This is a genomic window from Streptomyces sp. NPDC104307, assembly GCF_055584045.1.
Genome location: NZ_JBVJMU010000009.1, coordinates 178,556 through 191,541 on the forward strand (window position 1 = coordinate 178,556; position 12,986 = coordinate 191,541).

Consider the following 12,986-nt stretch of genomic DNA (forward strand, 5'->3'; position numbering starts at 1 on the left):
AGGGGCCCCGGCGGGGACGGAGCGACCGGTATACACACCAGGTATACACACCATGTACAGTGCTCCGCATGTCTATCGGCCACACCCTGCTCGGGCTCCTTGAGTCCGGCCCCCGCCACGGTTACGACCTCAAGCGGACGTTCGACGAGAAGTTCGGTCACGACCGCCCGCTGCACTACGGACAGGTCTACTCGACCATGTCCCGGCTCCTCAAGAACGGCCTCGTGGAGGTCGACGGCGTGGAGGCCGGCGGCGGCCCCGAGCGCAAGCGCTACGCCATCACCGACGCCGGCATCACCGATGTCGCCGCCTGGCTGGCGCAGCCGGAGAAGCCGGAGCCGTACCTCCAGTCGACCCTGTACACCAAGGTCGTGCTGGCCATGCTCACCGGCCGCAGCGCCGCCGACGTGCTGGACGCCCAGCGCTCGGAGCACCTGCGCCTGATGCGCATCCTCACCGACCGCAAGCGCCGGGGCGACCTCGCCGACCAGCTGATCTGCGACCACGCCCTGTTCCACCTCGAAGCGGATCTGCGCTGGCTGGAACTGACCGCCGCACGGCTCGACAAGCTCGCGGAGGTGGTGGCCCCGTGACCCCCGCCGGCTCCCTGCTCACCGCGCACGACCTGCACAAGACCTACGGCTCGACCCCGGCGCTCGACGGCGCCTCCTTCTCCGTCCACCCCGGCGAGGTCGTCGCCGTGATGGGCCCCTCCGGCTCCGGCAAGTCCACCCTGCTGCACTGCCTCGCCGGAATCATCACCCCCGACTCCGGGACCATCACCTACGCCGGCCGCGAGCTGTCCGCGATGTCCGACGCCGAGCGCAGCGCCCTGCGCCGCAGCGAATTCGGCTTCGTGTTCCAGTTCGGCCAGCTCGTCCCCGAGCTGACCTGTGTGGAGAACGTGGCCCTGCCGCTCCGGCTGAACGGCACCCGGCGCAAGGCCGCGGAGCGCACCGCCCTGGAGTGGATGGAGCGCCTTGAGGTCGACGACCTCGGCGCCAAGCGCCCCGGCGAGGTGTCCGGCGGCCAGGGCCAGCGCGTCGCCGTGGCCCGCGCGCTGGCCGCCTCCCCGAAGGTGATCTTCGCGGACGAGCCGACCGGCGCCCTGGACTCCCTCAACGGTGAGCGCGTCATGCAGCTGCTCACAGAGGCGGCCAGGTCCGCCGGTGTCGCCGTGGTCCTGGTGACCCACGAGGCCCGCGTCGCCGCCTACTCCGACCGCGATGTCACCGTGCGCGACGGCCGGGCCCGCGACATGGAGCACGCCGTATGACCATGCTCGACGAGAAGAGGGCCCCGGCCGGTCCGGTGCCCCCTCCCGAAGCCCTCTCCCGCACCGCTCCCTGGCTGCGTGATCTCGCGCTCGGCATCAGGTTCGCCGCCGCGGGCGGCCGCGAGGGCTGGGTCCGCACCCTGCTCACCGCCGTCGGCGTGGGAATCGGCGTGGCCCTGCTGCTCACCGCGTCCTCCGTGCCGCACATGCTCGACGAACGGTCCGCCCGGGACCAGGCCCGCTCCGAGACCAAGATCTCCGAGTCCCCCGACGCCTCGGCGAAGAAGTCGGACAGCTCGGTCCTGCGGATCGAGGCGAGCACCGAGTTCCACGACCGCTCCATCACGGGCTTCCTGATGCGCGCCGACGGCGCCCACCCGGTCGTCCCGCCGGGCGTCGCCGCCCTCCCCGGTGCGGGCGAGATGGTGGTCTCCCCCGCGCTCGGGAAGCTCCTCGACTCCCCGGGCAGTGCGCTGCTCAGGGAGCGGCTGCCGTACAAGGTGACCGGCACGATCGCGGACGCGGGGCTGCGCTCGCCCAACGAACTGTGGTTCTACGCCGGCAGTTCCACCCTGACCAGCGCCTCCGGCGGCCACCGGATCGACGGGTACGGCAATCCGGGGCCCTCCGATCCGCTGCCCCCGATGCTCATCGTGCTGGTCATCATGGTCTGCGTGGTGCTGCTGGCTCCGGTGGCCATCTTCATCGCCACCGCCGTGCGCTTCGGCGGCGACCGCCGCGACCGCCGGCTCGCCGCCCTGCGCCTGGTCGGTACGGACATCCGGATGACCCGCCGGATCGCCGCCGGTGAGGCGTTGTTCGGCTCGGTGCTCGGCCTTCTCATCGGGCTGGCCGTGTTCCTGGTGGGGCGCCGGTTCGTCGGCCACGTCGAGGTCTGGGACGCCAGCGCCTTCCCCTCCGACCTGGCCCCCGACGCCCGGCTGTGCGTGCTGATCGCCCTTGCGGTGCCGCTCACCGCGGTCCTCGTCACCCTGGGAGCCATGCGCTCCGTGGTCATCGAGCCGCTCGGCGTCGTACGCAACGGCCGGGGCCGTAAGCGCCGCCTCTGGTGGCGGCTGCTGCTGCCGGTCGCCGGACTCGCGGTCTTCGGATTCGGCGGCAAGATCGATGAGTACAGCCCCGTGAACCCGTACCCGGTCGCCGGAGGCGCGGTGCTGGTCCTGGTCGGGCTCGCCCTGCTCCTGCCCTGGCTGGTCGACGCCTGCGTCAAGCGGCTGCGCGGCGGCCCTATCCCCTGGCAGCTGGCCACTCGCCGGCTCCAGCTGAGCAGCGGGGCGGCCTCCCGCGCGGTCAGCGGCGTCACCGTCGCCGTGGCCGGTGCGGTGGCCCTGCAGATGCTGTTCGCCGCGATGAACGACGACTTCAACAAGATGACCGGCCAGGACCCGTCCCGCGCCCAGTTCTACGCCTCGTCCGAGATCGTCACCGGCGACGCCGCCCTGCGCACGATCAAGGAGTTCCGCGCCACCAAGGGCGTCACCGACGTCATCGGCACCGTCGAGGCGTACGCGACCAAGCCGGGAACGTACAAGGACGACGCCCTCCAGCCCACCACCTCGCTCAGCGTCGGGGACTGCGCGACCCTGCGCGAGCTCGCCCGGATCACGTCCTGCCGGGACGGCGACACCTTCGTCGTCCACCCCAGGGACAAGGAACAGGCCGGCTGGGTCGACGAGACCGCCCGCAAGGGCAAGGTGCTCGAATTCGACACCTACGGCCAGGGCAAGCCGCTGCGCTGGACGCTGCCGGCCGACGCCAGGACCGTCAGGTCCCGGCCCGACCCGATCGGCGAGGAGCGCTCGGGCATCATGGTCACGCCCGGAGCGATCGACGCCGGCACGCTGCCGGGAGCCCAGACCGTCTCGCAGATCCGCATCGACGAATCCGTCCCCGACGCCGCCGAGTACGTACGCAACACCGCCGCGCGGCTCGACCCAGGCATGCGTCTGGTCACCCTGAACTCGGTCGAGCGCGACCGGCAGTACGCGAGCATCCAGACCGGCCTCCAGGTCGGCGCGACCGCCACTCTGCTGCTGATCGCCGCGTCCATGCTGGTCTCCCAGCTGGAGCAGTTGCGTGAGCGCAAGCGGCTGCTGTCGGTCCTGGTCGCCTTCGGCACCCGGCGGACCACGCTGGGCTGGTCGGTGCTGTGGCAGACCGCGGTCCCGGTGGTCATCGGGCTCGCGGTGGCGGTGGCGGGCGGTCTCGCCCTCGGTGCCACCCTGTGCTGGATGGTCGGCAAGGAGGTGACCGGCTGGTGGCTGTTCCTGCCGCTGGCGGGCGCGGGCGCGGGCCTCATCCTGCTGGTCACCCTGCTCTCGCTGCCGGCGCTGTGGCGCATGATGCGCCCCGGCGGACTGCGCAGCGAGTAGGACCGGCCGCGACGGCCTCCCGGACCCGCGTCAGGTCCGGGAGGCCGTCGCCGCGCGTACCGGCAGCGCCGCCATCGCCCCGCGCAGGGCCGCCGCGAACTCCTCGAACTCCTCGTGCCGGGCCGCCCCCGTCCGCATCCCGAGGGCCACCCGCCGGGCGGGCGCCGGCTCCGCGAAGTACCCGGTGGTGAGCGCCTCGTTGCGGGCGGTCTCGACCGTCACCGCGGTGCGCGGCAGCAGCGTCACCCCGAGCCCGCCGGCCACGAGCTGCACCAGGGTGGAGAGCCCGGCGGCGGTCGTGGTGACCGGGGCGCCCTCGGTACGGCCCGCCTCCCGGCAGATGTCGAGCGCCTGGTCACGCAGGCAGTGCCCCTCGTCGAGCAGCAGCAGCGGCAGCTCCCTGAGCGCCTCGCGCGGGATGTCGGCCCGCCCGCCGAGCCAGTGACTGCGCTCCATGACCAGGACGAAGTCCTCCTCGAAGAGCGGGAGTTCGCTCACCCCGGGCACCCCGAGCGGCACCGCGAGCAGCAGCAGGTCGAGCCGCCCCGCCGCGAGCCCCTCCAGCAGCGAGGAGGTCTGCTCCTCGTGCACCTGGAGGTCGAGCTCCGGGTAGCGGTCGTGGACCAGCCGCAGCACGGTCGGCAGCAGATACGGGGCGACGGTCGGGATCACGCCGAGCCTGAGCACCCCGGTGAAGGGCGCCCGCACCGCCTCGGCCTCCTCCATCAGCTCACCGACGGCCTCCAGCACGGCGCGGGCCCGTACCGCGAGCCGCTCCCCGGCGGGCGAGAGCAGTACCTTGCGCGTCGTACGCTCGATGAGCTGGACACCCAGTGCCTCCTCCAGTGCGGACACGGCCCCGGAGAGCGCGGGCTGACTCATCCCGATTGCTGCCGCCGCGTCCCGGAAGTGCAGATGCTCCGCCACGGCGGTGAAGGCGCGCAGCTGCGAGAGGCTGGGCTGTTTGGGCCGGTTGCCCTGGTTCACTTGCGCCACTGATAGGCACCTCCGATCATCCGGATCGAGTCTAGCCACCGGAATCGATCAATGAACTCTGCACCAAGGTGGGCTCGGCCACTCTCGGAGATGCCACCAAATCCCCCCCATTTCCCCGGCGGGCGACTGGAGAGCGGACCGGAGCACGAGCGACCCACAAGGCCCTGCGCGCGTCAGCGAAGGATCGTCTCGGCATGGCTGACGATCACCAAAAACCACCTATCAGGTATGACATCCTGATATAAGGCTTCTTAGTAGCTGGCCAGTGCTAGCGTCCCTCCCAGGTCAACTTCTGGGGAGGGGTCTGACATGTTTCCGGTGGGCGCATACGCACGCGCATCCGAGGACAAGGCACTCAGGGCGAACGCTGCCGACTGGCGTGAGACCGGCGAACAGGTCGCTCAGCAGTTCCGGGACATGGATGAACTGGCACCCGTGCTGGGGGTCACCATCACGCGTCGCTACAACGACAACAACACTCCGGCCAGTGACCCCCGCATCGTTCGCAAGGGCTTTGAATCGATGCTGGTAGACCTCGAGAACGGAACGATCCGAGGCATCCTCTTCTACCACTCCGACCGACTGGTCCGGCAGGAATACGATGCGGCCCGCTTGAACCGGCTCTTCCAGCTGAATCCCCGGTACCTGGGCCGGGCTGTCGTGGGTGGCACAGATTTATCCGCTCAAGAGGGCCGGTCGATGCTCACCATCCAGGCAACGATGGGCGGCATGGAGGTGTACAGCACCAAGCGCCGAGTCGCCCGAAAGAACAAGGGCTTGGCCGAGCGCGGCCATATGCACGGGGCCCCGCGGCCTTTCGGATGGGCTGAAGATCGCCAGACCCTCCATGGCACGGAAGCCGAGGTGCTTCGCCAGGCAATCATCGCGATTCCCGGCGGCCTCACGGTCGGCGAAATCCGCAAGCAGTGGATCGAGCTGGGATTCACGCCCACGCGCAACAAGAAGAAGAGCGGGACACAAAGCCTCCAGCACAGCACTGTCGAGTCCCGCCTCGTAAACCCGCGCGTCTGCGGCTACAAGACGTATCTGCCCCAGGCGGAGCGCAGTGGCGCCAAGAGGCCGTGGATGCCTGACTTCGTTGCCTACGAGGCCGGCAAGCCGGTAATAGGTGACTGGGAGGCCGTCGTCTCTCCCGAGGAGTGGCAAGCCTGCGTCGCCACAATCGAGGAGCGGAAGCAGGCCAGGAAGGAAGTCCGGGCGGCACACACCACCTCCGCCAAGTACCTCCTGTCAGGGATCGCCCGGTGCGGAAAGTGCAGCTTCCCGTTGATGTCCAACCAGTACGCGAAGGGGACCACTTCCTACGAGCGCTACGGCTATCGGTACGCCTGCCTCACCACCCTCGGCGGGTGCGGCGGTGTCACCCGAGTCGGCCCCCTCATGGACGACCTGGTCGAGAAGGCCTTCCTCCTGGAGGTCCGCCGAAGTCTTGGCATGGTTGCCAAGGAAGAGGACGTCGACGAGACCAAGCACGATGTCCGGCTCGCTGAGATCGGCCAGGAGATCGAAGAGGTCAACGTGCGCCGCAGGGCGAAGCGCATCAGCATGGGGACGGCACTCGACATGATCGAGGAGCTTGAGGCCGAGCGCGACGAGCTGAACCGGCAGAGTCGCAAACTGTCCGCTGTCAGAGTCCGCAGGCAAAATGCTTGCTCTTCCCTCCTGGAAGGGTGGAAGGAGTGCACGATCTCGCAGAAGAAGACCTGGCTCCGTGAGTCGGTTCGGGCCGTGATGGTCCACCCCGCGGGTCGTGGCAAGAAGTTCGACCCGTCGCTGATCGAGGTCGTCTGGGCCGAAGACGAGCAGTGAACACTCGCGAGCCGGCCATGCGACAATCCGCCATCACCGAGCTGGAGGACACCACCTGGCCTTAACACTGATCCCCTGCTCCTATCAATCCTTTCGACACGACCGATTTCCGTGATCAATGGGACATGTGCGACTGTGCTCAGGTCCAGCCCCGAGCTACACAGGAGTACCCCGAACCATGCTCACTGTCGGTGACCAGTTTCCCCAGTTCGAACTGACTGCTTGCGTTTCCCTTGAGAAGGGCAAGGAGTTCGAGACCATCACCCACAAGACGTATGAGGGTTGGAAAGTGATCTTCGCGTGGCCGAAGGACTTCACGTTCGTCTGCCCCACGGAGATCGCCGCGTTCGGCAAGCTGAACGAGGAGTTCGCCGACCGTGACGCCCAGATCCTCGGCTTCTCCGGTGACTCCGAGTTCGTGCACCACGCCTGGCGCAAGGACCACCCGGACCTGACCGACCTGCCCTTCCCGATGCTGGCCGACTCCAAGCACGAGCTCATGCGTGACCTCGGCATCGAGGGCGAGGACGGCTTCGCGCAGCGCGCCGTCTTCATCGTCGACCAGAACAACGAGATCCAGTTCACGATGGTGACCGCCGGTTCCGTGGGCCGTAACCCCAAGGAGGTCCTGCGGGTCCTCGACGCCCTGCAGACCGACGAGCTGTGCCCCTGCAACTGGACCAAGGGCGAGACCACCCTGGACCCGGTCGCGCTCCTCTCGGGCGAGTGAGCTGATACCGATGGCACTCGACGAACTGAAGTCCGCCATACCGGACTTCGCCAAGGACCTGAAGCTGAACCTCGGTTCGGTCATCGGGAACAGCGAACTGCCGCAGCAGCAGCTCTGGGGCACCGTCCTCGCCTGCGCGATCGCCTCGCGCTCGCCGAAGGTGCTGCGCGAGCTGGAGCCGGAGGCGAAGGCCAACCTCTCCGCGGAGGCGTACACCGCCGCGAAGTCGGCCGCCGCCATCATGGCGATGAACAACGTCTTCTACCGGACCCGGCACCTGCTGTCGGACCCGGAGTACGGGAACCTCCGTGCGGGCCTGCGGATGAACGTGATCGGCAAGCCGGGCGTGGAGAAGGTCGACTTCGAGCTGTGGTCGCTCGCCGTCTCCGCGATCAACGGCTGCGGCCAGTGCCTGGACTCCCACGAGCAGGTGCTGCGCAAGGCCGGCGTGGACCGTGAGACCATTCAGGAAGCCGTCAAGATCGCCTCGGTGATCCAGGCGGTCGGCGTGACCCTCGAAGCCGAGGCCGTCCTCGCCGAGTAACACCCGTAGTACCCATGAACGAGAAGGGCCCCGAGGACGACCGACCGTCCCCGGGGCCCTTCTTCTGTGCTTGCTCAGACTTCCTTCCGGGCGTCCGCCACCGGCTCCTCCTCGGCGCCGTCGTCGGTCTCCTCCGGCGGCGATCCGGGAGCCGGGGTCGGCGCGGTGTCCAGGGCGGTCGCGCCGTGCGGCGGCGGCGAGTGGCGCCGGGCCTCCTCCTGCCCGTACGCCCGCAGATAGCCGACCACCGTATTGGTCACCGCGACCAGCGGCACCGCGACGACGGCGCCCCCGATGCCGGCGATCATGCCGCCCGCGGCGACCGAGAGCACCACCGCCAGCGGGTGCACGCGCACCGCGCGGCCCAGGATGAACGGCTGCAGGATGTGGCCCTCGATCTGCTGCACCGCGAGGACCACCACCAGCACCATCAGCGCCGTGAACACGCCCTGGGTGACGAGGGCGACGACCACCGCCAGCGCCCCGGAGACCACCGCCCCGACGAGCGGGATGAAGGCGAACAGGAAGATGAAGACGGCCAGCGGCACGGCCAGCGGCACATTGAGGAAGTAGAGCCCAAGGCCGATGAAGATCGCGTCGATCAGCGCCACGATGACGGTGCCCCGCACATAGGCGGTCAGCGTGCGCCAGGCGCGCGGACCCGCTCCGGCGACACCCGGCCGCGCCTGCGCGGGCACGAGCTTCAGCACCCAGAGCCAGATGCGCTTGCCGTCGTACAGCAGGAAGAGCGTGGAGAACATCGCCAGCAGCATCCCGGTGAGGAACTCCACCATCACGGTGACGCCTTGGAGTCCGGCCGAGGTGATCGCCTCTGTGTTGGTGCCGACGGTGTCGCTGAGGTTCTTCGCGACATCGTTGATCTGCTTGTCGGTGACGTGGAACGGGCTGTCCAGCAGCCAGTTCTTCAGGTCCGCGATACCGGCCTGAACCTGGTCGGACAGCGAGTCCAGGTTGTCCATCACCTGCCACACCACGAACCAGCCGACCAGGCCCATGATCACGAAGCCCAGGACCGCGGTGACCGCCGTGGCCAGCCCGCGCGGCAGCCCGGAGCGCCGCAGCCGCTCGACCGTCGGCTGGAGCATCGCGGTGACGAGCAGAGCGGCGGTGAACGCCAGCACCACCAGCTGCACCGCGCTGATGACCCGCATGAGCACCCACAGGGTGCCCGCCAGGACGAGCAGCCGCCAGCCCGCCTCGGCCGCGACCCGCATCCCCCAGGGGATCGCCGCGACCGGGTCGGGGCGCGCGGCGACTGCGGGGGCGTACGCGGGCGGCGGAGGCACATGGTCCGCGGCGCCCGTCTCGGCCCCGCCCCCAGGCTCCGCGCCGGTCGTCACCGACGAGGCGCGCGCGGCCTTGTCGTCCTCGTCGTCGGCCTCGACGCGGCGTTCCTCCAGGCGCTCACCGATTTTGGTGAGTTCAGCCCCCAGCTGTCCGAGCCATCCCGGCAGTTTTGACATAACGGTTCCTCTACCCCCGTCCGCTCTCCCCACCGCTCCCCCCGGGAACGGTCCCGCATGACCGTACATGCGTGAAGCCCCTCACCGTAGGACGGCGAGGGGCTTCGAGAGGTTGCGAGGGAACCGACGAGGGCTCCGGCCGGACAACTCCCTAGTACGACTGGTGCTGCAGCCAGAAGGACCAGGCGCCGCAGGGGCTGCCGTAGCGGCCGTTCATGTAGCTGAGGCCCCACTTGATCTGCGTGGCCGGGTTGGTCTGCCAGTCGGCACCGGCGGACGCCATCTTCGAACCGGGGTACGCCTGGACGAGGCCGTAGGCGCCGGAGGACGGGTTGGTAGCCCGGTAGTTCCAGGTCGACTCGTGGTTCACGATGTTGCTGAAGCACTGGAACTGGTCGGCGGGCACGATCTGCCGCGCCATCGCCTGGATCTCGGCCACGCTGTAGGAGCCCTGGACGGCGAAGGTGCTGGCGCTGCGGACCTCGGACCGGCTGGCGCGGTCCGCCTTCTCCTGGCGCTCCTTCTCCTGGCGCTCCTTCTCCAGCTTGTCCTCGGCCGCCTGCTTCTTGGTCTTGGCGTCCTTGGCGGCCTGGATGCGGGCCGATTCCTCCGCGGACTTCTTCGCCGTCGCGTCGGCTGCGGACGCCTGGGCGTCGGCCTGCTGCGTCAGGGAAGCGGTCTGCACCTGGGCCTGCTGGCCCGCGGGGATGTCGGCGAGCAGCGTGGTGTCGGCTGCGGTGGCCTCGAAGTTGTTGTCGTCGACAGCAGGGGTACTGCCCGCTGCAACTCCCACGACGGCGCCTACGGTGGTTACCGCTGTGGCAGATGCCACGGCGAACCCCCGGACCGAGATCCGGCTCACACGGTGTCCTTCCAGCATCGCCCGCTTAGGTGACCTCGCGGGCGCAATCGTGCCCCTGACACTGGCCTCCCTACTGCTTGGGTCACGGGAGGCACGGGCCCGGTGGGCGACTCCCCGGAGGGAGCGCCGCGTGGTACTCGCGGGCGGCATACGGACGGCGGTTGTTGAGTTGTGTGGTGCGTTGCACCTCTGATGGTGCGGGTGTGCCGTATGCGGGGCCTGACGGAAGCAAGACTCTGCCGGAACGGGACGCCACGAAGCAATTCTCTGTTGCGTGTGAAAGCTCACACCCCGTTTGGAGCAAGTGAATTACGGAAATGACACCGCAACACGGTGCCGCCCGGTAAGCTCCTTCGCTCGCCGGGCGGCACCAACTGTCGTATCCCGTGTCAGATCTGACCTTCCTCCAGCATTTCGGTCACCAGCGCGGCGATCGGCGAGCGCTCGGACCGGGTGAGCGTGGTGTGCGCGAAGAGCGGATGGCCCTTCAGCTTCTCGACCACGGCGACCACTCCGTCGTACCGGCCGACCCGGAGGTTGTCCCGCTGGGCCACGTCATGCGTGAGCACCACCCGCGAGTTCGCCCCGATCCGGGACAGCACGGTCAGCAGGACGTTCCGTTCGAGCGACTGGGCCTCGTCGACGATCACGAAGGCGTCGTGGAGGGACCGGCCGCGGATGTGGGTGAGCGGCAGCACTTCCAGCATCCCGCGCCCCAGGACCTCCTCGATGACCTCGCGCCCGGCGACCGCCGAGAGCGTGTCGAAGACGGCCTGTGCCCAGGGACCCATCTTCTCGGCCTCGGACCCGGGCAGATAGCCGAGGTCCTGCCCGCCGACCGCGTACAGCGGGCGGAAGACCATCACCTTCTTGTGCTGCCCGCGCTCCAGTACGGCCTCCAGACCCGCGCAGAGCGCCAGTGCGGACTTGCCGGTGCCGGCCCGGCCGCCGAGCGAGACGATGCCGACGTCCTGGTCCAGCAGCAGATCCAGCGCGATGCGCTGTTCGGCGCTGCGGCCGTGGATGCCGAAGGCCTCCCGGTCGCCCCGGACGAGCCGGACGTTGCCCTCCGGCGTCACCCGGCCGAGCGCCTTGCCGCGCTCGGACTGAAGGACCAGTCCGGTGTGCACCGGCAGATCGGCGGCCTCGGGGACGTACAGCGTCTCCTCGGAGAAGAGGAGGTCCACCTGCTCGGCGGAGAGGGACAGCTCGCCCATCCCCGTCCAGCCCGCGTCGGTGATGGCGAGTTCGGCGCGGTACTCCTCGGCGAGGAGGCCGACCGAAGAGGCCTTGATCCGGAGCGGCAGGTCCTTGGAGACGACCGTGACGTCGTACCCCTCGGCCTGCAGATTGCGCGCTACCGCGAGAATCCGTGAGTCGTTGTCCCCCAACCGGTAGCCGGCGGGCAGTACGCCGGGATCGGAATGGTTGAGTTCGACGCGCAGCGTCCCGCCCAGATCCCCGAGGGGGATCGGGGCATCCAGCCGGCCGTACCGGACCCGGAAGTCGTCCAGCAGGCGCAGGGCCTGCCGGGCGAAGTACCCCAGCTCCGGATGGTGCCGTTTGGCCTCCAGTTCCGTGACCACGACGACCGGGAGCACGACTTCGTGCTCGTCGAAGCGGGACATGGCGTTCGGATCGGCCAGCAGGACGCTGGTGTCGAGAACATAGGTGCGCCTGTCGGGCATGCGGCGCTTTGTGCTGGTCACCACGGAAGGACGTACCCCCTCGGACGAGGTTGGGGTGCGACGACGTCGCGGAGCATCCCAAAGGGAGAGGACGGACCGGGCTTCGGCCACCTTGCGCGGGCCGAGCGCCGGCCCTCGACGTCAGCCGCACTGTATGTACGGTCCTTCGTGTGCAAAGGGCCTCCCGGGCGAGCGGACTCCATGCCGCTCACTTGGTGACGACATCCGCCTGGTTCCTGACCGGACGTCGACCTGTCAGGGGTATGCCCTCGAACACGCGAAGCCATGCCGACCGAGCCGCTCAAGCCCGTCCGTCCTCGCCGACGTCACCGGTACGGAGGGGGCGGCGAGCTGGGCGGAAATGCGGCGTCAGCCCCCGTAGCGGCGGTGGCGGGCCGCGTAGTCACGCAGGGCGCGCAGGAAGTCGACCCGGCGGAAGGCCGGCCAGAAGACCTCGCAGAAGTAGTACTCCGAATGGGCGCTCTGCCAGAGCATGAAGCCCGACAGGCGCTGTTCCCCGCTGGTCCGGATCACCAGGTCCGGGTCGGGCTGGCCCCGGGTGTAGAGGTGCTCGGAGATCAGGTCGGTGGAGACGATCTCGGCCAGGTCCTCGAAGGACGTGCCCTTGGCGGAGTGGTCGAGGAGCAGCGAGCGCACCGCGTCGGCGATCTCCTGCCGGCCCCCGTAGCCGACGGCGACGTTGACCAGTATTCCGTCGACCCCGATCGTGGCCTGTTCGGCCTCCTTGAGGACCGTCTGGGTGTGTGCGGGCAGCAGGTCGAGCGTGCCGACGTGGTGGACCCGCCAGCGGCCGTCCGCCACGAGGTCGCGCACGGTGTTCTCGATGATGCCGAGGAGCGGGATGAGCTCGGACTCGGGCCGGTCGAAGTTGTCCGTGGAGAGCATCCAGAGCGTGACGACCTCGACGTCCGTCTCGCTGCACCAGCCGAGGAGCTCCTTGATCTTGTCCGCACCCGCCTGGTGGCCCTCGGCGGCCGTGCCGCCGGAGGCCTTCGCCCAGCGCCGGTTCCCGTCGAGGATGACCCCGATGTGCTTGGGCACCTGGGCGTGATCGAGGCGGGCCTCCACCCGGCGGGCGTAGAGCCCGTACACCAGGTCGCGCAAGTTCACTGAGTCCACCTCTCGGTTCCGTGCGGGCCCGCCCGCCGCCTCGCCCGGGGCT

At 69.2% G+C, this 12,986-nt stretch carries 11 protein-coding genes; 6 read left to right on the plus strand and 5 right to left on the minus strand.

From position 1 onward, the window contains the following. Positions 1 to 68 precede the first annotated feature (68 nt). Genes ACZ601_RS23315 through ACZ601_RS23325 form a run of 3 tightly spaced genes read left to right on the plus strand, consistent with a single transcriptional unit; the run spans position 69 to position 3,669 of the window. The gene (locus tag ACZ601_RS23315; protein WP_390086823.1) at positions 69 to 593 is read left to right on the plus strand and encodes a PadR family transcriptional regulator; all 525 of its coding nucleotides are present in this window, start codon (positions 69 to 71) and stop codon (positions 591 to 593) included. Beyond that, positions 590 to 1,276 (plus strand): ABC transporter ATP-binding protein, encoded by a 687-nt coding sequence (locus tag ACZ601_RS23320; RefSeq protein WP_311303496.1) that lies wholly within the window; start codon positions 590 to 592, stop codon positions 1,274 to 1,276. Before ACZ601_RS23315 ends, ACZ601_RS23320 begins: the two co-directional genes overlap by 4 nt. Continuing rightward, complete coding sequence (locus ACZ601_RS23325; protein ID WP_469540981.1) at positions 1,273 to 3,669, plus strand: ABC transporter permease; 2,397 nt, start codon at positions 1,273 to 1,275, stop codon at positions 3,667 to 3,669. Before ACZ601_RS23320 ends, ACZ601_RS23325 begins: the two co-directional genes overlap by 4 nt. Before the next feature lie 30 nt (positions 3,670 to 3,699). On the opposite strand, the gene ACZ601_RS23330 is transcribed toward ACZ601_RS23325, so the two are convergent. Beyond that, complete coding sequence (locus tag ACZ601_RS23330) at positions 3,700 to 4,665, minus strand: hydrogen peroxide-inducible genes activator (RefSeq protein WP_469540983.1); 966 nt, start codon at positions 4,663 to 4,665, stop codon at positions 3,700 to 3,702. 309 nt (positions 4,666 to 4,974) lie between these two features. On the opposite strand from ACZ601_RS23330, the gene ACZ601_RS23335 reads away from it, so the two are divergent. The 3 genes from ACZ601_RS23335 to ACZ601_RS23345 all read left to right on the plus strand — a co-directional run bounded on the left by ACZ601_RS23335 (position 4,975) and on the right by ACZ601_RS23345 (position 7,769). Beyond that, positions 4,975 to 6,495, plus strand: coding sequence for a recombinase family protein (locus tag ACZ601_RS23335; protein WP_469540986.1), 1,521 nt, complete (start codon positions 4,975 to 4,977; stop codon positions 6,493 to 6,495). Positions 6,496 to 6,673: 178 nt separating this feature from the next. After that, positions 6,674 to 7,225, plus strand: a complete 552-nt coding sequence (locus ACZ601_RS23340) for a peroxiredoxin (protein ID WP_073736706.1) — start codon at positions 6,674 to 6,676, stop codon at positions 7,223 to 7,225. Positions 7,226 to 7,235: 10 nt separating this feature from the next. Continuing rightward, positions 7,236 to 7,769 carry an alkyl hydroperoxide reductase gene (locus ACZ601_RS23345; RefSeq protein ID WP_073744727.1) on the plus strand — a complete coding sequence of 178 codons (534 nt, stop codon included), beginning with the start codon at positions 7,236 to 7,238 and terminating at the stop codon, positions 7,767 to 7,769. A 74-nt stretch (positions 7,770 to 7,843) separates the two neighbouring features. Here the strand turns inward: ACZ601_RS23345 and ACZ601_RS23350 are convergent, their stop codons facing one another. The 4 genes from ACZ601_RS23350 to ACZ601_RS23365 all read right to left on the minus strand — a co-directional run bounded on the left by ACZ601_RS23350 (position 7,844) and on the right by ACZ601_RS23365 (position 12,934). After that, the gene (locus ACZ601_RS23350; RefSeq protein WP_469540989.1) at positions 7,844 to 9,253 is read right to left on the minus strand and encodes an AI-2E family transporter; all 1,410 of its coding nucleotides are present in this window, start codon (positions 9,251 to 9,253) and stop codon (positions 7,844 to 7,846) included. 151 nt (positions 9,254 to 9,404) lie between these two features. Next, positions 9,405 to 10,115, minus strand: a complete 711-nt coding sequence (locus ACZ601_RS23355; protein ID WP_440575845.1) for an aggregation-promoting factor C-terminal-like domain-containing protein — start codon at positions 10,113 to 10,115, stop codon at positions 9,405 to 9,407. Between the two features lie 389 nt (positions 10,116 to 10,504). Beyond that, positions 10,505 to 11,827 carry a PhoH family protein gene (locus tag ACZ601_RS23360; RefSeq protein WP_073736709.1) on the minus strand — a complete coding sequence of 441 codons (1,323 nt, stop codon included), beginning with the start codon at positions 11,825 to 11,827 and terminating at the stop codon, positions 10,505 to 10,507. A 345-nt stretch (positions 11,828 to 12,172) separates the two neighbouring features. Beyond that, complete coding sequence (locus tag ACZ601_RS23365; RefSeq protein WP_024492153.1) at positions 12,173 to 12,934, minus strand: isoprenyl transferase; 762 nt, start codon at positions 12,932 to 12,934, stop codon at positions 12,173 to 12,175. Positions 12,935 to 12,986: the final 52 nt, after the last annotated feature.